Source organism: Bradyrhizobium sp. 61 (assembly GCF_023073075.1).
Taxonomy (GTDB): Bacteria; Pseudomonadota; Alphaproteobacteria; order Rhizobiales; family Xanthobacteraceae; genus Bradyrhizobium; species Bradyrhizobium barranii.
On the sequence record NZ_JADPIU010000006.1, the window covers coordinates 39,108 to 59,853 of the forward strand.

Consider the following 20,746-nt stretch of genomic DNA (forward strand, 5'->3'; position numbering starts at 1 on the left):
GGGGGAGGGAAATCATGTCGTTGTCGTCGGAACAAACGCGAAAAATCCTGTCTAATCCGTCTTTTCGGGAACTGACCGCCGCACGGGCAAGGTTGCGGTGGGGGCTCTCGATCGTCACGTTGTTGATGTTCTTCGGCTTCATCGGGCTGATTTCGGCGGCGTCGTCAGCGCTCGGGAAGAGCATGGCAGGCGGAGCCGTTCCGTTGGGCATGGTGATCGCGCTTGGCATGATCGCCCTGGTCGTTGCCCTGACCGGTTACTATGTACGCCGTTCCAACACCTACTTCGACGGCCTGACACAGCTCGTTCGCCGGGAGTGTGGCCGATGATCATGCGCATTCTGCTGGCCGCCATTGCGGCGACGGTGTCCTTTTCGGCCCATGCGCAGGCGACCGCTGTTGTAGCGGGCCGCGATCTGAACTGGGTTGCCATAGGCATGTTCCTGTTGATCGTCGCCGTCACGCTCCTCATCACCTATCGATCGGCTGGCAGAACCAAATCGAAGGCGGACTTCTATACCGCGGGACATGAGATCACGCCGCTCCAGAACGGCCTGGCGATTGCGGGGGATTTTCTTTCGGCCGCGGCTTTCCTCGGTATCTCGGCGCTGATCTATGCGACCGGCTTTGATGGCCTCGTCTATGCGTTGGGCTTCTTGACGGGTTGGCCGATCGTGCTGTTCATGATGTCGGAGCGCTTGCGCAACCTCGGCAGTTACACGTTCGCCGACGCAGCGTCGTTTCGCCTCGATCGGACCTCGGTCCGTCTGGTCGCCGCCACCGGCAGTCTCGTCGTCGTGCTGTTTTACCTGATCGCGCAGATGATCGGTGCCGGCAAGGTCATTCAGCTTCTGTTCGGGGTGAACTATCTGTTCGCAGTCGCCGGCGTCGGACTTCTGATGATCGTCTATGTGGCTGTCGGCGGCATGCAGGCAACCACCTGGGTTCAGATCACCAAAGCGCTGCTGCTGCTGATCGGCGGCACCTTGATGGCGCTGGTGGTGCTGTGGCGCTTCGATTTCAGTCTTGGACGCCTATTCGCCGAGGCGAGCCGGGTGCACCCCAAGGGGGCCTCAGTTCTCTCTCCAGGCGGGCTGTTCGCTGAGCCGGTTTCCGCGATCTCGCTTGGACTCGCGCTGGTGTTCGGTACCGCGGGATTGCCGCATATCCTGATGCGGTTCTTCACCGTCAGCGATTCCGCAGGCGCAAGGAAGTCGGTTTTCTATGCGACGACCTGTGTAGCTTACTTCTGCCTAGTCATCCCGCTGTTCGGCTTTGCTGCGGTGGTGGTCCTTATGCCGGATGCGAGTTTCTTCAACGTCGGCGCGGGCGGCCAGTTCAACAAGACTACCGATCTGATCGGCGGTCCCAATATGGCGGCGGTGCACCTGGCGGGCGCTCTCGGCGGACCAATCCTGCTTGGGTTTATCTCGGCCGTCGCGTTTGCCACCATTCTCGCCGTGGTCGCCGGATTGACACTCGCCGGCGCCTCGGCGGTGAGCCACGATATTTATGGGCAGGTGATTGCGAAGGGTAACGCGCCAGAGGCACGTGAGGTGATGGTTGCGAAGATTGCCGCGGTGGCGACCGGCATCGTCGCGGTGGGCCTTGCCATCACTTTCGAGAACCAGAATGTCGCGTTCATGGCGGGGTTAGCGCTTTCGGTCGCGGCAAGCTGCAATTTTCCAGTGCTGGCGATGGCGATCTTTTGGCGCGGTACCACCACGCGCGGCGCCGTTGCCGGTGGCCTGGTCGGCCTGTTCAGCTCTCTCCTTTTCGTCGTGCTGAGCAAGACAGTCTGGGTCGCGGTATTCCATTTCGCGGCGCCGTTATTTCCCTACGACAATCCGGCGCTCTTCTCGATGCCCCTGGCATTTCTGGTGATTTGGCTCGGTTCGCTGAGTGACCGAACGGCCCGCGCCGCGGCCGAGCGGCGGGCGTTTGATGCTCAGTTTGTGCAATCCGAGATCGGCATCGGACCCTCTGAGGGCAATAACGCGCTGGCGGGAGCTGCAGGATGAACGCCATGATCGACGAGACCCACGATCCGGCGCGCCGCAGTTTTGTGGCGGCCGCCAATGACCCCTCCGGCGACTTCCCCATCCAGAACCTGCCGCTCGGTGTCTTCAGCCGTGGCAAGGACGGAAAGCGATCCGCGGGGATTGGGATCGGCGACCAGATCCTCGATCTTCATGCGGCGCACAGCGCCGGTCTCCTGCCGGCAGAAATTCCCGAGTGGACCGTCGCCGACTCCTCGCTCAACTCGCTGTTTGCGTTGGGACCTCGCGCGTTGCACAACTTACGAAAGGCAGTCAGTGCCGCGCTTGACGCGGGTTCAAGCGGTGAGGCTGCGCGCCGCCGTGCGTCGGACCTGCTGGTCCCATTGAGCGCTTGCACGATGTATCGTCCGACTGCGGTGCCGAACTACACGGATTTTTATGCCGGCATACATCACGCGAAGGCGGCCGGCGCACTCCTCACGCCTGAAAATCCGCTGCCCGCCAACTACAAATGGGTGCCGATTGCCTATCACGGGCGGGCGTCTTCGGTGCAAATCGGGCAGGGAATTGTCCGCAGACCCATGGGACAGCGGACGCCGTCGGTTGACGGGGGCAGTCCTGGCTTCGGTCCGTGCGAACGACTCGATTTCGAACTGGAGATGGGGTTCTATCTCAGTGGCGGCAACGAGCTCGGAAGTCCGATCCCGGTTGCGCGCGCAAGCGAACAGATCGTCGGCTATTCACTTCTCAACGACTGGTCGGCGAGGGACGTCCAGCGCTGGGAGATGTATCCACTCGGACCATTCCTCAGCAAGAGTTTCGCAACGTCCGTCTCGCCGTGGGTTGTCACTACTGACGCGTTGGCTCCGTTCCGCATTCCGGCGATGGTTCGTCCTCACGGGGACCCCCAGCCGTTGAAATACCTGCTCGACGAGGACGATCAGAAAAGTGGCGGGCTGGACATAAGCCTGAAGGTTTTTCTCACGACCGAAAAGATGCGGGCCGCAAGGGACGTTCCTGTCGAAATTCTCAGCTCGAACGCCAAATATCTATATTGGACACCGGCGCAGATGGTTGCGCACCACACGATCAATGGATGCAACCTTCTACCGGGGGACCTGATCGGCACCGGCACGATCTCCGGACCTACCGACGCTGAATTGAGCAGCATGCTCGAATTCACTTCTGCCGGAACCCGCCCCATTACGCTTCCCAACGGAGAGCGTCGCGGCTTTCTACACGACGGTGACGAGATCCGATTTGAGGGGCGCTGCACTCGTGAGGGCTTTGCATCCATCGGCTTCGGAGTGTGCGTCGGAACGATTGCGGCATCTCATCAGACGGAGCTTGAAAGCAGGGCGGCCTGATCCGCGCGCGTTAAGCGAAGAGTCGCCCCTCGAGCGATCCGCGACGAACGGGTGGTACTGCCCGGAAGACGGCAGAACAATAGCTAGGGGAGGAACTACCATGGAGAATTGCCACATGATCGCATACGCCATGATCACGATGCCGGACATCGACATGGAAGAGGTCCAGTTTGGGCAACTTATCGTCCTTCTCGCAGCTTTGTCGGTCGCCGTGTTGGGCCGCCTTGTGGCGTTTATCTTTTGACCCTCTCACGACGCGGTTGATGTAGTCGTGGGGTCAAGCAAACTCGGCGATCGTGTGTGGGAGCCTGCGTGATGGAAGCTGCGGCGCTCCCTAAGATTGTGCGCGAACGTTGAATTTGCCAGCGCGACAGCGGGTCCCGATTTTGGTCTCTCGCCGCACTCGTTTAGGAGCTGTCAAGCCGCTGCTTCAACGGCGGCTTTTGACGAACTACCAAGGGTCTAGGTCGCGGGTTGGCTGCCCGGTTGTGATCCGCGCTGGCCGCTTTCCCATTTGGAAAAGCCTGCTAAGCAATTGATTCTCACTAGGGGCGAATTCGCACATTTTTCCAAATGCGGCTTGAAATCGTTGAACAATCAGACTGATTTTGATTCCGCCATTCTGACGTTGGTCCAAACCAAAGATTGCCAGTGAAATCTAAGATACTGCGCCCGGCTTCCGTTGTTCATTTGGAACGGGCATTTGGAAATGGCCCCGCCGTCGGCGACGAAGGATCTAACCAATCCCGCCGCGTATCCGATCCCAAGGTCCTCAGCAGCTCTCGTTCTCGTCTACGAAGGTCGCAACGAAATCGCAACGAATTGGGTGAAACGACCGTGAACAAAACGGGACGGAAATGTCTGCCATAGCTATAAAAATCAACAACTTAGAAATTGTTCACTGCGTTCGGGACGCAGGGGTCGCAGGTTCGAATCCTGCCACTCCGACCATTCTTCCAAAAGTCGACGTTTTCCAGAGGCTTGGCGGACCGGCCGCCAGCGCCTCGGGAGCGCCTTTTTGCAACGATTTTCAGGGCGGGTCCACGGCCGATTTGGCCGGACAGGGGCGTCTGCCGCGGCGGCATGGCTCTACATTCGCCGGCCGATGGTCCGATGCTGGACAGTAGGTCAGTAGACTACCGCCGCGCCACCAGCACACCCACCAAGAACGCCACTATCAGTGCCGGCAGTGGCGCCTCGCGCACCATGCCGCGAACGATGTCCGGCCAGTGCTGGTCCGGGACGAGGCTTGGAGACCTGACTTCAGCCATCGGTGTCATGCCCCAGTCCGAGGCAAGTTCGGCGATCTCGCTCGAGGCCAAACGCACGCCGTCGCGGACGCGGAAGATGGCGGCGTCGGATCGCTCGCGCGGCGCGAGCGCCATCAGTGTCGCGACGGCGGTGCGCAACGTCATCTCGCCAAAACCTTGCAGCCTCACCGACTCCTCGGGATCGGACGTCATGCGAAATCCCTCACAGCGCGAAGTGGTGCGCGATGGTGAATGCCGCTGTCGCGCACAGGACCAGCGTGGACACCGCGCCGGCCACCCCGCGCGCGAGATGGGCTCGCGTCAGGTGCCTGGTCATGATTTTGCTCCATGCTCTGCATGGCAATGGCGGCGAGGAAGGTTGGTTCCTCGCGCGTCGCTCGAATCGCCCGACGCTCTACTTCCGCAAGAGCTCGCTCAAGGCCGCCGTCGCCTCGGCGCAGCGGATGTCGTCGATCTCGCGCGACAGGCTGAGCGCGCTGGATCTCAGTTCTTCGAGCCTCCAGCTCGCCGGATGCTGGCTTTCGAGCTGACCGAGACGCTTGTTCAAGTCATCCAGTCTCGATTGGAGCTGCCCGATGCTGGCGGCCCCATTCACTTTCCAAACGCGCTGTGCACGCATCGTAGTTCCCCTGCTAGTCTCACGGCGTTGTGAGCGGGGTTCGTGGCTGGAATGGGAGTTTCTTTTGTCCGGCTTCAGACGGTGGGGAACCGTTGCAAAAGGGCAACGCGGGTTCCCGCGCATTGACCGGCGCGGACAGAGCTATCGCCCATCGCCGGCGCCCTTCTGCATATGCCGTCGCGTTGCCTGGTCGGGCCCGGCACGATCCGCGTCAGGCGGCGCTCGGCCACCTGGTTGATCGCTTTTCGATGCGGCTTTCCAGGATCGCGATGCTCACCTGGAGATTGTCGCGCCGGGCTCTCAGGTTCTGCGCGAGCATCGGGTAGGCGAGATTGTTTGGATCGGAGATTCCGGCCCTCCGCTCTTCCTCCAGAATGTCGGCGTCGAGCATTTGCATGCGCCAACGCAGATCGGAGATCAGGACGTGGAGCTGTGTCGGGATGGTCGCTTCGAAACGGGACGTCGATTGCATAGGATCGCCTCACTATGAAACAGACCCACTGCGGGTCTGAGGGATTGGCGGACGAGCAGCAAGGAGAGTGCCAGCGCGCCGGCTGAGGGCGAAGGCCTGCCGGGCGGCCGAAGGGGGGGCACTCTCCCCTTCGTCATTCCGGGGCGATGCGCAGCATCGAGCCCGGAATCCATCGGGCCGCAGTTGCGCGGCGACATGGAATCTCAGATGCGCAATTGCGCATCATAGCTTGCCGCTTCGCCGAGCCCTCCGGAATGACGGTGGCATGCCCGGGTGTTTCGCCTTGCTGTCAACCTGCTCGCGTGAAAATATTCCACTTTACCGAAATTCGGATTTATCGTATGTGTCGCCCATCCCGGCTCACCAAGAGGGGCGATCTTGTGTCGTCATTGTCGAGAGCCGGGTTGCGGTGGACGCGGCAGCGTTGGGTGCGAGAGGCTAGGGCAGGGCGGATTGCTCTCCGTGAGCCCAAGACTTCGTGCCGGATGAGCGGCGCTGTCAGGTTCGTCTCGTCTGCAAGTTTCCGGCTCCGTCGACAGGGCTGGAAAAACTGCGACGAAATGGCGGGCCGTGCGTACGGCAAAACCGTGTGGTCCTGGCCGTCGTTGCTACGGTCAAGTGCTTTGCGAATGCGGCAGTCGCGTCAACCGGCGCGCTGTCGGCGACTTTCGCTGGCGTGAGGGAGGCCAGAGGGAATTCGGCTCCCGGGAGAGCACGGCATAAGCCGTCCGACCACTGCGCAGGGAAGGCCGAGTGATTGGCACCACCTGTATGCTGCTGTGCGGTTTCCTTGCGCTACCTTTCGCGCAGCGGACCGCGGGTGCGAGGTCAGCACCCGGCCTTCCCTGCGCCCTCTTGGCTTCGAGGGTGGAGAGATCAAGCAAAGCTCGGGCGAGATGCGCCGCGAGAAGGCGATGGTGCGTCTGCGACCAGGCACTCGCTGTCGTCGCCCGGCTTGACCGGGCGATCCAGCATTCCAGAGACGGCTGTGATTGAGCCGAGAGGCCGCGGCGTACTGGATTCCCCGCTTGCCGCCTACGCTAAAGCTTCGGCGGCCCTGGACCTCAGCCCCGGCGAAGCCTTGGCGTAGCCGGGTCGCGGGGAATGACAGGCGTACTTGGAGGACGACGCCGATGCCCCTTGCTCCGTCATTGCGAGCGCAGCGACTTGTCCGCCTTCGCTGAAGCTTTGGCGGACAAGTCGCTACGCTCGCAATGACGATGGGGAGAGAGCGTGCCCTCCATCCACCCCCAATTCACAACTCCGTGCCTTGATTCGGGAACAATCATTCCCTATTACTCCGCAATGCAAAAAGCCGCGCGCCGTCCCCAGCCTGCTGCCCGTCCACCCGGCCGTCCCCGGGAATTCGACATGGACACTGCGCTCGACCGCGCCGTACGCGTATTTTGCGAGCGGGGTTATCATGCCACCTCGATCGGTGACCTGACCGCGGCGATGCGGCTTGCCACCGGCAGCGTCTACAAGGCGTTTCGCGACAAGCAGGCCGTGTTCCTGGCCGCTTTCGAGCGCTATGCCGCGGTGCGCCGGGAGCAGACCCGCAGCGCGGCCGCGCGCGGCGCCAACGGTCGCGAGCGACTGCGCCATATGTTGCTGTCCTATGTCGAGCACTCCCAGGGGATCGAGGGCCGTCGCGGCTGCATCGTGGTCGGCGGCGCGGTCGAGCTCGCCGCGCTCGATCCGGACGTCCGCGCCCGCGTCAACGCCCAGCTCGAGACCAATGAGACCTTCATCGCCGGCCTCATTCGCGAGGGCCAGGCCGATGGCTCGATTCCCGCCCATGTTGCGACCGACGACACCGCGCGGCTGATGATCTGCATCACGCAGGGAATGCGCGTCGTCGGCAAGGCGCGCCTGCCGCTCGACGGCGAGCGCCTGGTCGGCGTCGCGATGAAACTGCTCGCCTGAATTTGTGTCTTATTAGGGAATGATCATTCCCGATATCTGGAGTCTGTTGGAATGACGATGAATGCCACGATCGAGACCGCACCCGGGCCGGATGCGGTGTCGCAACGACTGACCTTCGTGCTTGCCGCGGCCTGTGGCATGGTCGCCGCCAACATCTACTACGCCCAGCCGCTGATCGCCCCGATCAGCGCCGCGCTCGGCCTCTCGCATGCGGCGGCCGGGCTGATCGTCACCATGACGCAGATCGGCTATGGGGTGGGGCTTCTCTTCATCGTGCCGCTCGGCGACCTCGTCGAGAACCGCGCGTTGATCTGCTCCGTCATCACGCTCGGCGCCGCGGCGCTGCTGGCCGCCGCGTTCGCCACCCACGCGCTGCCGTTCCTGATCGCCGCGCTGTTCATCGGCCTCGGCTCGGTCGCCGTGCAGATCATCATTCCCTATGCGGCACACCTTGCGCCGGAAGCCATTCGCGGCCGCCTCGTCGGCAATGTCTCGACCGGATTGATGCTGGGCATCATGCTGGCTCGACCGGTGTCGAGCTTTGTCACGGCAGCGCTGTCATGGCACGCGGTGTTCTTCATTTCCGCCGCGCTGATGATCGTGCTCGCGGCGGCGCTGTGGACGACGCTGCCGAAGCGCAAGCCGGTCGCGCGCATGCATTACGGTACGCTGCTGCTGTCGATGCCGCACCTGGCCCGGACCACGCCGCTGCTCCGGCGCCGCGCGCTCTATCAGGCGAGCCTGTTCGGTGCCTTCACCCTGTTCTGGACGGTGGCGCCACTCCAGCTCGCCAGCGAATTCGGCTTCTCCCAGCGCGGCATCGCGCTGTTCGCGCTCGCCGGCGTCGCCGGCGTGTTCGCCGCGCCAATCGCGGGACGGCTCGCCGATCGCGGCCATAGCCGCATCGCGACGCTGGTCGCCATGCTGCTCGCGGCCGCCGGCTTCCTGGTGACCTATGTCGGTGCGGCCGGCTCGACGCTGAATCTCGCCTGCCTGGTCGTGGCCGCGATCGCCATCGATATCGGTGTCCAGGGTAACGTCGTGCTGGGCTTCCGTGCCATCTTCGCGCTCGGGCATGAGCACCGCAGCCGTCTCAACGGCCTCTATATGGCGACGTTCTTCGCCGCCGGCGCTGCCGGCTCTGCGGTCGGCGCCTGGGCCTTCGCGCAAGGCGGCTGGACGCTGGCGTCGGCCATTGGCCTTGCTCTGCCCGTCGCGGGCCTGCTCTATGCGGCGACAGAGTAGCGGTACGATCGTGCCCGCGGCCGTTTACCAAGCCCTGGATACGCAGCCCGGCACCGTGTGATTTCCGTCTCGCGGTTTCCCTGCGGTTGTAGTACTTTGGTCGCAAGCGAGCCCGGTTAACGGGCGGCAGGGGGAGGCTGATGAGGCGTGCGGGACTGGTTGGCGTACCGCGGGTACGGCCATGGTCGTGGCAGGCGTTTCTGCTCGGATTTGTCGTCGTCGCCGTGTCGGCCGCGCTTCAAGGCGTCTGCGTCGCACTCGGCGCAAAGCTCTATTTCGCGGCGTTCCTGCCCAGCCTGTTCGTGCTCGGGATCGTCGCGGGCGCGCCGGCGGCGGTGTTCGCCGCGCTGCTCACCGTTCCGCTGGTGTGGTGGGCGTTCATCCCGCCGTTCTTCCAGTTCATGCCGCTCTCCAGCGCGGGCGCGGATTCCATCAACCTGTTCTGCCTGCTCGCGGTGCTCCTGATCGGCCTTGCCGATCTCTGCCGCGAGACGATGGCAATGATCAGCCGCGGTGGACTGAAGCCCTCGGGCGAGAGCACGGCAACGAATTCGCAATGAATCCGCTTCGCGCGGAAGCGGCGCGTTGCGCCAGCGCAACAGTCCGGCAACCATCCGCGAGCTTGGTGCGCGCCGCTAACTTTTCGAAAAAGATTTGGCCGCAATTTCTCCCCCGGGAATGACGAGGGAGTTTTTGAACATGAACGGTCACGCCATCTTTGAGAACGTGCGCCGCTATCGCGGCATCGCATCGCTCTATCGCCAGACCGCTGCATTCCGCCCGGGCCAGAGCTGGTCGCTTCTGGAGCAGGCGAGCGAGTGGGAAGCGCGGGCGCTGTCGGAGCTGGAAGCCTATTTCGCCGCGCGCGCGGATTACGCCGCCGTCCAGCGCGCTGCCTGATCGTTAACCATCACAGGTATTCGTATCGATGACGAACGGCGCGAACGACACGCGATGGGACGCAGACGTTCGCGCCATAGCCGTCAGAACCGGTAGCTCGCCTGAACCCTCACGGTGCGGCCCTGGCCGGGCGAGATGTTGTTGTTGCCGTCGGCGGACGCCCAATAGCCGCGGTTGAAGATGTTCTCGACCGTGAGCTGCGCCCGCCAGTTGGCATCGATCGTGGCGTAGACGCCGGCATCGAAGCGCACGAAGCCCGGCAGTCTCACCGTGTCATCTGACGATGCAAAGGAATCGCCGAAATAGATGATGCCTAGCGCGGCCGCCCACATCGGCGTGAACTGGTACTTGTTCCACCAGGCGAACTGATTGTACGGCACGAGCTGCACGCGATTGCCCGGCACCACGGTCGCCGACGTCGCGCTGGTGATCTTCGCATCGGTATAGGCATAACCGAGCGTGGACTGCCATTGCTCGGTGACGTAGCCGACGAGGCTCGCCTCGAAGCCGCGCGTCAGCGTGCTGCCGGAGGGCAGGAAGAAGCCGGGATTGTTGCCATCCGCGATCGGTTGGTTGGTGCGGTTGAGGTTGTAGATCGCGGTCGAGAACAGCAGCCTCGGATTGATGTTCCACTTCATGCCGACCTCGGTGTTCTCGAACTTCTGCGGCTGCAGGATCAGCGTGCCGTCGTTGAGCGAGGAGAACTGGTCGCCGGAGGCGGGCAAATAGGAGATGCTGTAGGCGGTGTAGACCGACATCGTCTCCATCGGCTTGAGGAGGACGGCCGCTTGCGGCGAGACCAGATTGTCGGTGCGGTTGCGGTTGAGGTTGGTGTTCATGTCCAGCGCCGACATCTCGAAGCGGTCGAACCGCGTGCCCACGATGAGCTGGAGCGCGCGTGAGAATTCGATGGTGTCGCGCAGGTAACCGGACTCGACGTTCAGCGCATATTTACTGTTCGAATCCGGTGTCGTGACGCCATCGGTGTTGGTGCCGGTGAAGTGGTGGACGAAGGTGACCGGTCCGAAATAGGTCGGAGCGAACGGGTTCTGCACGATCGTGTTGGTACCGTTCGGAAAGACGCCAGTGTTGCGGATGTCGACACCGGTTTGGCGGCCGAACTCGGTGCCGAAGCCCACGGTGTGCGCGATCGGCCCGGTCCAGCCCTTGTAGGTGAAGTCGGTCTGGTCGAAGAAATTGTCGCGGTTGGTCGTGTGCTGATAGGCGCCAAGGTTGACCGCGGTGTCGGCTGCGTTGACGGCACCGGCGAGCGGCCCGCCCGTCGGATAGACGTTCTGGTAGAACTTCTGGTAGTCGGCCGCCATCGTGCCGTTGCGCACCGACAGTCCGTTCTGGAAGTCGTGCTCGATGATCGCCATGCCGGTCTGCACGGTCGCCTGCGCGGTGTTGAGGCCGGGGCTGCCGAAGAAGGTCTGGAGATTGCCGTTCGGCGCGAACGGTGTCGTCGGATTGAATCGCGTGACGCCGCCGGGAAGGCTCTGCGAGGGATTGCCGCGATCGGCGGTGCGGCCGTCGTGGTAATATTCGTAGGACAGCTTGATCTTGGTGAAGTCGTCGGGCTTCAGCGTAACGGTCGGGTTGATGCCGTAGCGTTCGAGATGGTTGAAGTCGCGGAACGCATCGCTGCCCTCGTAGAACACGTTCAGCCGGGCGGCGACGTTCTCATTGATGGCTTGTCCTGCATCGAGTGTGACGCGCCGGTCGCCCCACGAGCCCGTTTGCCCCGTCGCCTGGTAGATGCGGGTGCCGTCCGCCTCCTTGAGGGTGCGGTTGAGCACGCCGCCGCCGGCGCCGCGGCCGAAGGTCAGGGCGCTCGGGCCCTTCAGCACCTCGATGCTTTGCGCGTTGTACAGGTCGCGGAAATATTGCACGTCGTCACGAAAGCCGTTGACGAAGAAGTTGGCGCTGGAATCGACGCCGCGGATGACGAGCTCGTCGCGATTGCCTTCGCCCTGGTGGACGGCGACGCTCGGGACGTAGCGCGTGACATCGGTCAAGCCCTGATAATTCTGGTCGCGGATCTGCTGCTGGGTGATGACGGAAAGCGATTGCGGGATGTTGACGATCGGCGTGTTCGACTTGGTGGCGACGGAGGTGCTGTTGGCAAAATAGCCGACGGTGCCGGTGCGCGCGTCCTGCGATGGCATGAAGGGCTGTGGCGCGGCAGTCGTCTCCGGCCGCCGTGCCGTTTGCGTCCGACGGGGCCGCCCGCTGCTCGACCGGCGGGCGGCCGAAGCGGGATTGGTTCGGCGCTGTGCGTCCGGCGCGGTCACGGTGACGGATGGAATCGTCACGCCTCGCGCGGGCGTGGATTGCGCAAAGGCCTGCGGACTGGCGAAGAACGCAGCTGACGTCATCAGCGCGGTCAACACGCCTCCGATACCCGAAAGATTGCGCTTGGACATGTAGCTTGCGGAAGACAAAAGCTCTCCCGCGGCGGCGATGTGGCTCATCGCGCCCTCCCTGACTCTTTCAAAACTCGCCCGGATTCCCCATTGCACGGCCGGATGCGGGGCAAGGAGCATCCGTGCACGCGAAGTCACTGTGTGCATGAACAAAGTGACCGTGCGGCCATTCCGCGCACGATGATTTGAATCGTTCGAAACTTGTCGGGTTCCAAGCGATCACATGTTTCGGCGCGCCGGCAGGATCCGTGGCGACTAAGGAGTTATCTCGGCGCCCGCGTGTGCTAGCACCAGACCGATCGAGATCTCCTACGTCGGCCGGGACCAGCGATGACCACCTTCAACCGTGTCTTCACGACGGAGCGTCTGCTCCAGATCATCGTCATTCTGGCGGCAACAGTTGCGATGAAGCTGATGGGCTGAATATCGGTGGGCTATTGCCCGCCGAACTCGGGCACGTCGGGCAAATAGTTCGAGCCCTCGGAGCCCAGGAAATCGAACATCGCCTGCGCCGGTGGCAGCAGCACCTTGTCGCTGCGGCGGATCACGTACCATTGCCGGACGATCGGAAGGCCCGCGACATCGAGCACGATGAGACGACCTTCGGCGAGCTCATGCGCCACCGTGTGGGCCGAGATGAAGGCGATGCCGAGCCCGGCGATGACGGCCTGCTTGATGGTCTCGTTGCTGCTCATCTCCATGCCGATGATCGGCTCGAGATCCGATCTCTGGAACATGCCTTCCATCAGCGTGCGCGTCCCTGATCCCGGCTCGCGGGTGAGGAAGGTCTCGTGCACGAGGTCGGTCAGGTTGAGGCCGGAATCCTTCCCCAGCCAGTGTCCCTTGCGCGCGACGATGATGTGCGGATTGCGCCCGAGCTGACGCACGTCGACGCTGACGTCGGCCGGTGGCCGACCCATCACGGCGAAATCGAGATCGTAGCCGTGCATGGCCTCGCGGATCTCCTCGCGATTGCCGATCGTGAGCTTGATCTCGATCTTCGGATGCCGCTTCGAGAACGCCGCGATCGCATGCGGCACGAAATATTTCGCGGTCGAGACCGCGCCGAGATGCACCGTGCCGCCGGTCCGTCCAGCGAGCAGATCGAGCGCGCCCTGGCAGTCCATGATCGCGGCCTCGACGCGTTCGGCGAGCGCCAGCACCTCCTTGCCTGCCTCCGTCAGCAGCATGCCGTCGCCGGTCCGCTGCACCAGCGGCAGGCCGGCGAGGTCCTGAAGCTGCCGGAGTTGCTGGGTGACGGCTGGCTGGGTCAGGCCGAGCTGGCTCGAGGCCGCGGTGACGCTGCCCTTCGCCGAGAGCGCCGCAAGCGAGCGGAGCTGCCGGATCGTCAGATGCCGGAGCTGGGCCGCTGCGTGGCCGGGACCATTATAAGAAAATTCTTTGGCGCTCATTATGAATAGAAATTTTCCTTATTAAGCCGCCCCTGTCAATCTCCTCGTGTTGGGACCGACCGCACCGACCTCCAGCGGGGAGGGAACTGGATGCGGCGCCTGCAAGGGGATGGACGCAGATGACCGGGCAACTCAGGTTGGACGACCACCTTCAACGGTATTCCGAGACGGCGCCGCATGCGCTGGCCGTGGCAGCCGCAGTCGACGCCATCGCGGCGGCAGCGATCGAGATCGCCGACCTCATCGCCACCGGCGATTTTGCGGACGCGTCGGGCCTGACCACCGGCCGCAACAGCGACGGCGATCTCCAGCGCGACCTCGACCTCCAGGCGGATGCGATCCTGCGCCGCTGTCTCAGCAGGCTGCCGATCGCGGCGCTCGCGTCGGAGGAGATGCGCGAGCCGCAAATCGGCGACCGCGAGGCAAAAATCTGCGTCGCGATCGATCCGCTCGACGGCTCCTCCAACATCGACATCAACATGACCGTCGGCACGATCTTCTCGATCCTGCCTGCCCCGGATGACCTGGCTCTCGCCTTCCATCAGCGCGGCTCGGCGCAGCTTGCCGCGGGGTTCGTCACCTATGGGCCGCAGACCTCACTGGTGCTCACGCTCGGCGACGGCGTCGACATCTTCACGCTCGACCGCAGGGCGGGCTGCTTCCGCCTCGCGCGCAGCGCCGTGCAGATCTCCGAGACGTGCGAAGAATTCGCGATCAATGCGTCGAACCGCCGCCACTGGGATACGCCGGTCCGCGCCTTCGTCGACGAATGTCTTGCCGGCGTCGAAGGGCCCGCCAACCACAATTTCAACATGCGCTGGATCGGTTCGCTGGTCGCGGAGGCCTACCGAATCCTCACCCGCGGCGGCGTGTTCCTCTATCCCTCGGACGCGCGCCCCGGCTATGGCGACGGCCGCCTGCGCCTCACCTACGAGGCGCACCCGATGGCCATGATCATCGAACAGGCCGGCGGCTCCGCCACGACCGGGCGCGAGCGCATCCTCGAGCTATCGGCGCAGAGCCTGCACCAGCGCGTGCCGCTGATCATGGGCTCGAGCAACGAGGTGCAGCGCGTCGAGGAACTGCATTGCGATCCGTTGCTGGTCGCCAGCATCTCCGCACCGCTGTTCGCGCGGCGCGGCTTCTTCCGGCTGTGAGCGAGGCGACCCATGTCCAGGAAGCATCCGATCATCTCCATCACCGGCTCCTCCGGCGCCGGCACCACCTCGGTCAAGAAGACGTTCGAACAGATCTTCTTCCGCGAGAAGGTCAATGCCGCCTACATCGAGGGCGACGCCTTCCATCGCTACGACCGTGCCGAGATGCGCACGCAGATGGCGAAGGAAGCCGAGCGCGGCAACAAGCATTTCAGCCATTTCAGCCCCGAGACCAACCTGTTCGAGGAGCTGGAGCGTGCCTTCCGCGACTATGGCGAGACCGGCACCGCGACGACGCGGCACTATGTCCACGACGTCGAGGAGTCCGCACTGCACGGTGCGGCTCCCGGGACCTTCACCGAATGGGAGCGGCTGCCGGAAAGCTCGGACCTGTTGTTCTACGAGGGCCTGCACGGCGCCGTCGTCACCGACAAGGTCAATGTCGCGCGCTACGCCGATCTCAAGATCGGCGTCGTGCCGGTCATCAATCTCGAATGGATCCAGAAGCTGCACCGCGACCGCAGCGCCCGCGGCTATTCGACCGAGGCCGTCACCGACACCATCCTGCGGCGGATGCCCGACTACATCCACTACATCTGCCCGCAATTCACCGAGACCGACATCAACTTCCAGCGCGTGCCGACGGTGGACACCTCCAATCCGTTCATTGCGCGCTGGATCCCGACGCCGGACGAATCGATGGTCGTGATCCGCTTCAAGAATCCGCGTGGCATCGATTTCCCCTATCTGCTGTCGATGCTTCCCCACAGCTGGATGTCCCGCGCGAACTCCATCGTGTGTCCCGGCGCGAAGCTCGATCTGGCGATGCAGCTGATCCTGACGCCGCTGATCATGCAGCTGATCGAGCGCAAGCGAAATCTGAAGTGAATAGGGAGAGAATCCTATGAACATCTCCGTCCACGCCGAAGCCGACATCACGGCAGTCACACACAACGATCTCGCCAATGCCGTCCGCTTCCTCGCGGTCGACGCCATCGAGACCTCGCAGTCCGGCCATCCCGGCCTGCCCATGGGCATGGCCGATGTCGCGACCGTGCTGTTCTCGCGGTTCCTCAAGTTCGACTCCGCGCACCCGAACTGGCCGGATCGCGACCGCTTCGTGCTGTCGGCGGGGCACGGTTCGATGCTGCTCTATGCGCTGCTGCATCTCACCGGCGGCGATGTCAGCCTGGACGACATCAAGGCGTTCCGGCAGTGGGGCTCGAAGACGCCGGGCCATCCGGAATACGGCCACACGCCGGGTGTCGAGACCACGACCGGCCCGCTGGGGCAGGGGATCGCGACCGCGGTCGGCATGGCGCTCGCCGAGCGCATGGCCAATGCACGGCACGGCGACGGCCTGGTCGATCACTTCACCTATGTGATCGCGGGCGACGGCTGCCTGATGGAAGGCATCAGTCAGGAGGCGATCTCGCTCGCCGGTCATCTCCAGCTCAGCCGGCTGATCGTGCTGTTCGACGACAACGGCATCTCCATCGACGGGCCGACCTCGCTGGCCACTTCCGATGATCAGCTCGCGCGCTTTGCGGCTTCCGGCTGGTCGGTCCGCAGTGTCGACGGCCATGACCCCGAAGCGGTTGCGCAGGCGATTGCCGAAGAGCGTGAGAGCACAAAACCGTCGCTGATCGCCTGCCGTACCATCATCGGCTATGGCGCGCCGGACCGTCAGGGCACCGAGAAGGCGCATGGTGCGCCGCTCGGCACCGAGCAAACGGCGGCGGCGCGGCGGACGCTCGGCTGGGACTATCAGCCTTTCGTGGTGCCGATCCCGATCCTCAAGGCATGGCGGATGATCGGACAGCGCGGGCAGGTCGAGCGTCTTGCCTGGCTCGACCGCTACGAATGCGCGACGGCCGCGCAGCGTGAGCTGTTCATCGAGGGCAAGGCCGTTGCCCTGCCGGAGGCCTATGCCCAGGCCTCGGCGAAATTGCGCGAGCGCTTTGCCAGCGAGCGTCCGAAGCTGGCGACGCGGCAAGCCTCGCAACAGGTGCTCGACGGCATTGCCGGGACAATTCCCGGACTGGTCGGCGGCTCGGCGGACCTGACGCATTCGAACCTCACGCACGCCAAAGCGCAGACTCCCGTGACGCGTGGGGCGTTCGCCGGCGGCTACATCCACTACGGAATTCGCGAGCACGGCATGGCCGCCGCGATGAATGGCCTCGCTTTGCATGGCGGATTCATCCCCTATGGCGGCACCTTTCTCGCCTTCTCCGACTACAGCCGGCCGGCGATCCGTCTTGCGGCCCTGATGCGGCTGCGCGTCATCCATGTGATGACCCACGACTCCATCGGTCTTGGCGAGGACGGTCCCACGCATCAGCCCGTCGAGCATCTCGCGGCGCTGCGCGTCATCCCGAACCTTCTGGTGTTCCGCCCCGCCGACGCGGTCGAAACGCTGGAAGCCTGGGACTGCGCGCTTGAGGCGGAAGATCGCCCCTCCGTGCTGTGTCTGTCGCGTCAGGCGCTGCCGACATTCCGCAGCGACGTGCGCGGCAGGAACCGTGTCGCGCGCGGCGCCTACCTCATCGTCTCGCCGGACGGCGGTCGCGACGTCACGTTGATGGCGACCGGCTCCGAAGTCTCGATCGCGCTGGAAGCCGCTCGCCTGCTCGCGACGGAACATATCCGCGCTGCCGTGGTCTCCGCGCCATGCTTCGCGCTGTTCGAGGAACAGCCGGAGGACTACCGCGCCTGTGTGCTCGGCACCGCCCCGCGCGTCGGCATCGAGGCCGCAGTCGCCGGCGATTGGCATCGCTGGATCGGCACTGACGGCGAGTTCGTCGGCATGCGCGGCTTCGGCGCCTCTGCGCCGGCGCCGGTGCTCTACCGCGAATTCGGCATCACGCCGCAAAGCGTTGCCGAAGCCGCCCGGCGGACGATCACTCGCGCCGGCAAGCCATAACAGGAGGAACTTTCGTGGCCCGTATCACCCTTCGTCAGCTGCTCGATCACGCCGCCAACCACGGCTACGCGGTGCCGGCGTTCAACATCAACAACATGGAGCAGGGTATTGCGATCATGCAGGCCGCGGCCGAGGTCGATGCGCCCGTGATCATCCAGGCCTCGCGCGGCGCGCGCAGCTATGCCGGCGATCTCATGCTCTCGCACATGATCGACGCGCTGGAGCGGACCTATCCGGACATTCCGCTCTGCATGCACCAGGACCACGGCAATGACGAGGCGACCTGCGCCTCCGCCATCGCCCACGGCTTCACCTCGGTCATGATGGACGGCTCGCTCAAGGCCGACGCCAAGACCGCCGCCGATTACGACTACAATGTCGACATCACCCGCCGCGTCGTCGATCTCGCGCATTGGGTGGGCGCCTCTGTCGAAGGCGAGCTCGGCGTGCTCGGCTCGCTCGAGCATGGCGGCGGCGAGCAGGAGGACGGCCACGGCGTCGAGGGCAAGGTCAGCCACGACCAGCTCCTCACCGATCCCGACCAGGCCGTCGACTTCGTCCGCGCCACCAAGGTCGATGCGCTAGCGATCGCGATGGGCACGTCCCACGGCGCCTACAAGTTCAGCCGCAAGCCTGATGGCGACATCCTGGCGATGCGGGTGGTCGAGGAGATTCACCGCCGCCTGCCGAATACGCATCTCGTCATGCACGGCTCCTCTTCGGTGCCGCAGCCGCTCCAGGACATGTTCAACCAGTTCGGCGGCGAGATGCTGCAGACCTGGGGCGTGCCGGTGGAGGAGATCGTCCGCGGCATCAAGAGCGGAGTACGAAAGGTCAACATCGACACCGATTGTCGTCTGGCGATGACAGCGGTGTTCCGCAAGGTCGCCGCGCAAACGCGCTCCGAGTTCGATCCGCGCAAATTCCTCAAGCCTGCGATGGATGCGATGCGCGAGCTCTGCCGCGATCGCTTTGAGCAGTTCGGCACCGCGGGCCACGCCAGCAAGATCAAGGTCATTCCCTTGAGCGAGATGGCGCGGCGCTATCGCGCCGGCGAGCTCGACCCGCGCATCGGCGCCCGCGAGTCGGTCGCCGCCTAATCATTCAGAGAGAGAAGAGCAGGAGAGAGCCATGAATGCACACGCAGGAACTGTCCGCGGCAAAGAGCGCTATCGATCGGGTACGATGGAATACGCGCGCATGGGCTATTGGGAGCCCGACTACACGCCGAAGGACACCGATGTCATCGCGCTGTTCCGCGTGACGCCGCAGGAGGGCGTGGACCCCATCGAGGCGTCAGCGGCGGTTGCCGGCGAATCCTCGACCGCGACCTGGACGGTGGTGTGGACCGATCGCCTGACGGCTGCGGAGAAGTATCGCGCAAAGTGCTACCGTGTCGATCCGGTGCCCGGCACGCCGGGCTCGTACTTCGCCTACATCGCCTACGACCTCGACCTGTTCGAGCCGGGCTCGATCGCCAACCTCTCGGCCTCGATCATCGGCAACGTCTTCGGCTTCAAGCCGCTGAAGGCGCTGCGCCTGGAGGACATGCGCTTCCCGGTCGCCTATGTGAAGACGTTCCAGGGGCCGGCGACCGGCATCGTGGTCGAGCGTGAGCGGCTCGACAAGTTCGGCCGGCCGTTGCTGGGCGCGACGGTGAAGCCCAAGCTCGGCTTGTCCGGGCGCAACTATGGCCGCGTGGTTTACGAGGCGCTCAAGGGCGGGCTCGACTTCACCAAGGACGACGAGAACATCAACTCGCAGCCCTTCATGCATTGGCGTGACCGCTTCCTCTATTGCATGGAGGCCGTGAATCGCGCGCAGGCTGCCTCCGGCGAGGTGAAGGGCACGTACCTAAACATCACCGCGGGGACGATGGAGGACATGTACGAGCGCGCAGAGTTCGCCAAAGAGCTCGGGTCGTGCATCGTCATGATCGATCTCGTGATCGGCTACACCGCGATCCAGTCCATGGCGAAATGGGCACGGCGCAACGACATGATCCTGCATCTGCATCGCGCCGGTCACTCGACCTATACGCGGCAGAAGAGTCACGGCGTGTCGTTCCGCGTCATCGCGAAGTGGATGCGGCTCGCCGGCGTCGACCACATCCATGCGGGCACGGTGGTCGGCAAGCTCGAAGGCGATCCCAACACCACGCGCGGCTATTACGACGTCTGCCGCGAAGACTTCAACCCGACAAAGCTCGAGCATGGACTGTTCTTCGACCAGTCCTGGGCGAGCCTGAACAAGATGATGCCGGTCGCCTCCGGCGGCATCCATGCCGGCCAGATGCACCAGCTGCTCGATCTCCTCGGCGAGGACGTCGTGCTGCAATTCGGCGGCGGCACCATCGGCCATCCCATGGGCATTGCGGCTGGCGCGATCGCCAACCGTGTGGCGCTCGAAGCGATGATCCTCGCCCGCAACGAGGGGCGCGACTACGTCCATGAGGGTCCGGAGATCCTGGCCAGGGCTGCGGAGACCTGCACGCCGCTGAAGGCCGCGCTCGAGGTCTGGAAGGACGTCAGCTTCAACTATCAATCCACCGACACGCCGGACTTCGTGCCGACCGCGCTGGAAACCGTTTGAGGAGTTCTGACATGAAACTAACCCAAGGCTGCTTCTCGTTCCTGCCTGATCTGACCGACGACCAGATCACCAAGCAGGTGCAGTATTGCCTGGCCAATGGCTGGGCGGTGAATATCGAGTTCACCGACGATCCGCATCCCCGCAACACCTATTGGGAGATGTGGGGCCTGCCGATGTTCGACCTCCAGGACGCCGCCGGCGTGATGATGGAGCTCGCCGAATGCCGCAGGGTTTACGGCGACCGCTACATCCGCATCAGCGGTTTCGACTCCAGCCATGGCTGGGAATCGGTGCGGATCTCGTTCCTCGTCAATCGCCCGCCGCAGGAAGCCGAGTTCGACCTGGTGCGGCAGGAGGTAGGCGGACGTGCGATCCGCTACACCACCGTGCGCCGGCCGGCCGCACACGCGTCGACTTAAGTCGTTCTCCTCCGC

19 protein-coding genes are annotated in these 20,746 nt (G+C 64.0%); 15 read left to right on the top strand and 4 right to left on the bottom strand.

Annotated elements, in window-relative coordinates; genetic code table 11:
• Positions 1–14: 14 nt before the first annotated feature.
• From IVB46_RS01950 to IVB46_RS44810, 4 genes are all read left to right on the top strand, one after another.
• Complete coding sequence (locus IVB46_RS01950; RefSeq protein WP_247341845.1) at positions 15–329, top strand: DUF485 domain-containing protein; 315 nt, start codon at positions 15–17, stop codon at positions 327–329.
• Positions 326–2,020 (top strand): cation/acetate symporter ActP, encoded by a 1,695-nt coding sequence (actP, locus tag IVB46_RS01955; RefSeq protein ID WP_247341848.1) that lies wholly within the window; start codon positions 326–328, stop codon positions 2,018–2,020. Before IVB46_RS01950 ends, actP begins: the two co-directional genes overlap by 4 nt.
• The gene (gene fahA / locus IVB46_RS01960; protein ID WP_247341851.1) at positions 2,017–3,366 is read left to right on the top strand and encodes a fumarylacetoacetase; all 1,350 of its coding nucleotides are present in this window, start codon (positions 2,017–2,019) and stop codon (positions 3,364–3,366) included. Before actP ends, fahA begins: the two co-directional genes overlap by 4 nt.
• 115 nt (positions 3,367–3,481) lie before the next feature.
• A complete protein-coding gene (locus IVB46_RS44810; RefSeq protein WP_256467653.1) occupies positions 3,482–3,610 on the top strand; it encodes a hypothetical protein in 129 nt (42 codons plus the stop codon).
• Between the two features lie 892 nt (positions 3,611–4,502).
• On the opposite strand, the gene IVB46_RS01965 is transcribed toward IVB46_RS44810, so the two are convergent.
• Complete coding sequence (locus IVB46_RS01965) at positions 4,503–4,829, bottom strand: hypothetical protein (RefSeq protein ID WP_247314202.1); 327 nt, start codon at positions 4,827–4,829, stop codon at positions 4,503–4,505.
• Positions 4,830–4,951: 122 nt separating this feature from the next.
• On the opposite strand from IVB46_RS01965, the gene IVB46_RS01970 reads away from it, so the two are divergent.
• Positions 4,952–5,167: a hypothetical protein gene (locus IVB46_RS01970; RefSeq protein WP_247314200.1), complete on the top strand. Its 216-nt coding sequence runs from the start codon at positions 4,952–4,954 to the stop codon at positions 5,165–5,167.
• A gap of 300 nt (positions 5,168–5,467) precedes the next feature.
• On the opposite strand, the gene IVB46_RS01975 is transcribed toward IVB46_RS01970, so the two are convergent.
• Positions 5,468–5,728, bottom strand: coding sequence for a hypothetical protein (locus tag IVB46_RS01975; RefSeq protein ID WP_247314198.1), 261 nt, complete (start codon positions 5,726–5,728; stop codon positions 5,468–5,470).
• Between the two features lie 1,371 nt (positions 5,729–7,099).
• Here IVB46_RS01975 and IVB46_RS01980 point away from each other — a divergent pair.
• The 4 genes from IVB46_RS01980 (at position 7,100) to IVB46_RS01995 (ending at position 9,799) form a co-directional block, all read left to right on the top strand.
• Positions 7,100–7,654, top strand: a complete 555-nt coding sequence (locus tag IVB46_RS01980) for a TetR/AcrR family transcriptional regulator (protein WP_247314195.1) — start codon at positions 7,100–7,102, stop codon at positions 7,652–7,654.
• A 51-nt stretch (positions 7,655–7,705) separates the two neighbouring features.
• A complete protein-coding gene (locus tag IVB46_RS01985) occupies positions 7,706–8,899 on the top strand; it encodes an MFS transporter (protein ID WP_247341854.1) in 1,194 nt (397 codons plus the stop codon).
• A 140-nt stretch (positions 8,900–9,039) separates the two neighbouring features.
• Complete coding sequence (locus IVB46_RS01990) at positions 9,040–9,459, top strand: DUF4118 domain-containing protein (protein WP_166087212.1); 420 nt, start codon at positions 9,040–9,042, stop codon at positions 9,457–9,459.
• Between the two features lie 133 nt (positions 9,460–9,592).
• Complete coding sequence (locus IVB46_RS01995; protein ID WP_028148256.1) at positions 9,593–9,799, top strand: hypothetical protein; 207 nt, start codon at positions 9,593–9,595, stop codon at positions 9,797–9,799.
• An 83-nt stretch (positions 9,800–9,882) separates the two neighbouring features.
• Here the strand turns inward: IVB46_RS01995 and IVB46_RS02000 are convergent, their stop codons facing one another.
• Positions 9,883–12,273 (bottom strand): TonB-dependent siderophore receptor, encoded by a 2,391-nt coding sequence (locus tag IVB46_RS02000; RefSeq protein WP_247341858.1) that lies wholly within the window; start codon positions 12,271–12,273, stop codon positions 9,883–9,885.
• Between the two features lie 386 nt (positions 12,274–12,659).
• Positions 12,660–13,637 carry a LysR family transcriptional regulator gene (locus IVB46_RS02005; RefSeq protein WP_028148254.1) on the bottom strand — a complete coding sequence of 326 codons (978 nt, stop codon included), beginning with the start codon at positions 13,635–13,637 and terminating at the stop codon, positions 12,660–12,662.
• A 119-nt stretch (positions 13,638–13,756) separates the two neighbouring features.
• Between IVB46_RS02005 and IVB46_RS02010 the strand changes: the two genes are divergently transcribed.
• From IVB46_RS02010 to IVB46_RS02035, 6 genes are read left to right on the top strand one after another with little or no spacing between them, the layout of a single operon-like run.
• Positions 13,757–14,794 carry a class 1 fructose-bisphosphatase gene (locus IVB46_RS02010; RefSeq protein WP_247314189.1) on the top strand — a complete coding sequence of 346 codons (1,038 nt, stop codon included), beginning with the start codon at positions 13,757–13,759 and terminating at the stop codon, positions 14,792–14,794.
• A 12-nt stretch (positions 14,795–14,806) separates the two neighbouring features.
• Positions 14,807–15,682 (top strand): phosphoribulokinase, encoded by an 876-nt coding sequence (locus IVB46_RS02015; protein WP_247314187.1) that lies wholly within the window; start codon positions 14,807–14,809, stop codon positions 15,680–15,682.
• 16 nt (positions 15,683–15,698) lie between these two features.
• Entirely contained in the window at positions 15,699–17,720 is a 2,022-nt protein-coding gene (gene tkt, locus IVB46_RS02020; RefSeq protein ID WP_247314185.1) for a transketolase, read from the top strand.
• 14 nt (positions 17,721–17,734) lie between these two features.
• Positions 17,735–18,820 carry a class II fructose-bisphosphate aldolase gene (fba, locus tag IVB46_RS02025; protein WP_247314183.1) on the top strand — a complete coding sequence of 362 codons (1,086 nt, stop codon included), beginning with the start codon at positions 17,735–17,737 and terminating at the stop codon, positions 18,818–18,820.
• A gap of 31 nt (positions 18,821–18,851) precedes the next feature.
• Positions 18,852–20,312 (top strand): form I ribulose bisphosphate carboxylase large subunit, encoded by a 1,461-nt coding sequence (locus IVB46_RS02030; RefSeq protein WP_063984962.1) that lies wholly within the window; start codon positions 18,852–18,854, stop codon positions 20,310–20,312.
• Between the two features lie 11 nt (positions 20,313–20,323).
• A complete protein-coding gene (locus IVB46_RS02035; RefSeq protein ID WP_063984961.1) occupies positions 20,324–20,731 on the top strand; it encodes a ribulose bisphosphate carboxylase small subunit in 408 nt (135 codons plus the stop codon).
• Positions 20,732–20,746 lie beyond the last annotated feature (15 nt).

Bases quoted from the DNA above. Each gene is read 5' to 3' on its own strand.
- IVB46_RS01950 (WP_247341845.1), top strand. From the start codon at position 15: ATGTCGTTGTCGTCGGAACAAACGCGAAAAATCCTGTCTAATCCGTCT.
- actP (WP_247341848.1), top strand. From the start codon at position 326: ATGATCATGCGCATTCTGCTGGCCGCCATTGCGGCGACGGTGTCCTTT.
- fahA (WP_247341851.1), top strand. From the start codon at position 2,017: ATGAACGCCATGATCGACGAGACCCACGATCCGGCGCGCCGCAGTTTT.
- IVB46_RS44810 (WP_256467653.1), top strand. From the start codon at position 3,482: ATGATCGCATACGCCATGATCACGATGCCGGACATCGACATGGAAGAG.
- IVB46_RS01965 (WP_247314202.1), bottom strand. From the start codon at position 4,829: ATGACGTCCGATCCCGAGGAGTCGGTGAGGCTGCAAGGTTTTGGCGAG.
- IVB46_RS01970 (WP_247314200.1), top strand. From the start codon at position 4,952: ATGATTTTGCTCCATGCTCTGCATGGCAATGGCGGCGAGGAAGGTTGG.
- IVB46_RS01975 (WP_247314198.1), bottom strand. From the start codon at position 5,728: ATGCAATCGACGTCCCGTTTCGAAGCGACCATCCCGACACAGCTCCAC.
- IVB46_RS01980 (WP_247314195.1), top strand. From the start codon at position 7,100: ATGGACACTGCGCTCGACCGCGCCGTACGCGTATTTTGCGAGCGGGGT.
- IVB46_RS01985 (WP_247341854.1), top strand. From the start codon at position 7,706: ATGACGATGAATGCCACGATCGAGACCGCACCCGGGCCGGATGCGGTG.
- IVB46_RS01990 (WP_166087212.1), top strand. From the start codon at position 9,040: ATGAGGCGTGCGGGACTGGTTGGCGTACCGCGGGTACGGCCATGGTCG.
- IVB46_RS02000 (WP_247341858.1), bottom strand. From the start codon at position 12,273: ATGAGCCACATCGCCGCCGCGGGAGAGCTTTTGTCTTCCGCAAGCTAC.
- IVB46_RS02005 (WP_028148254.1), bottom strand. From the start codon at position 13,637: ATGAGCGCCAAAGAATTTTCTTATAATGGTCCCGGCCACGCAGCGGCC.
- IVB46_RS02010 (WP_247314189.1), top strand. From the start codon at position 13,757: ATGACCGGGCAACTCAGGTTGGACGACCACCTTCAACGGTATTCCGAG.
- IVB46_RS02015 (WP_247314187.1), top strand. From the start codon at position 14,807: ATGTCCAGGAAGCATCCGATCATCTCCATCACCGGCTCCTCCGGCGCC.
- tkt (WP_247314185.1), top strand. From the start codon at position 15,699: ATGAACATCTCCGTCCACGCCGAAGCCGACATCACGGCAGTCACACAC.
- IVB46_RS02030 (WP_063984962.1), top strand. From the start codon at position 18,852: ATGAATGCACACGCAGGAACTGTCCGCGGCAAAGAGCGCTATCGATCG.
- IVB46_RS02035 (WP_063984961.1), top strand. From the start codon at position 20,324: ATGAAACTAACCCAAGGCTGCTTCTCGTTCCTGCCTGATCTGACCGAC.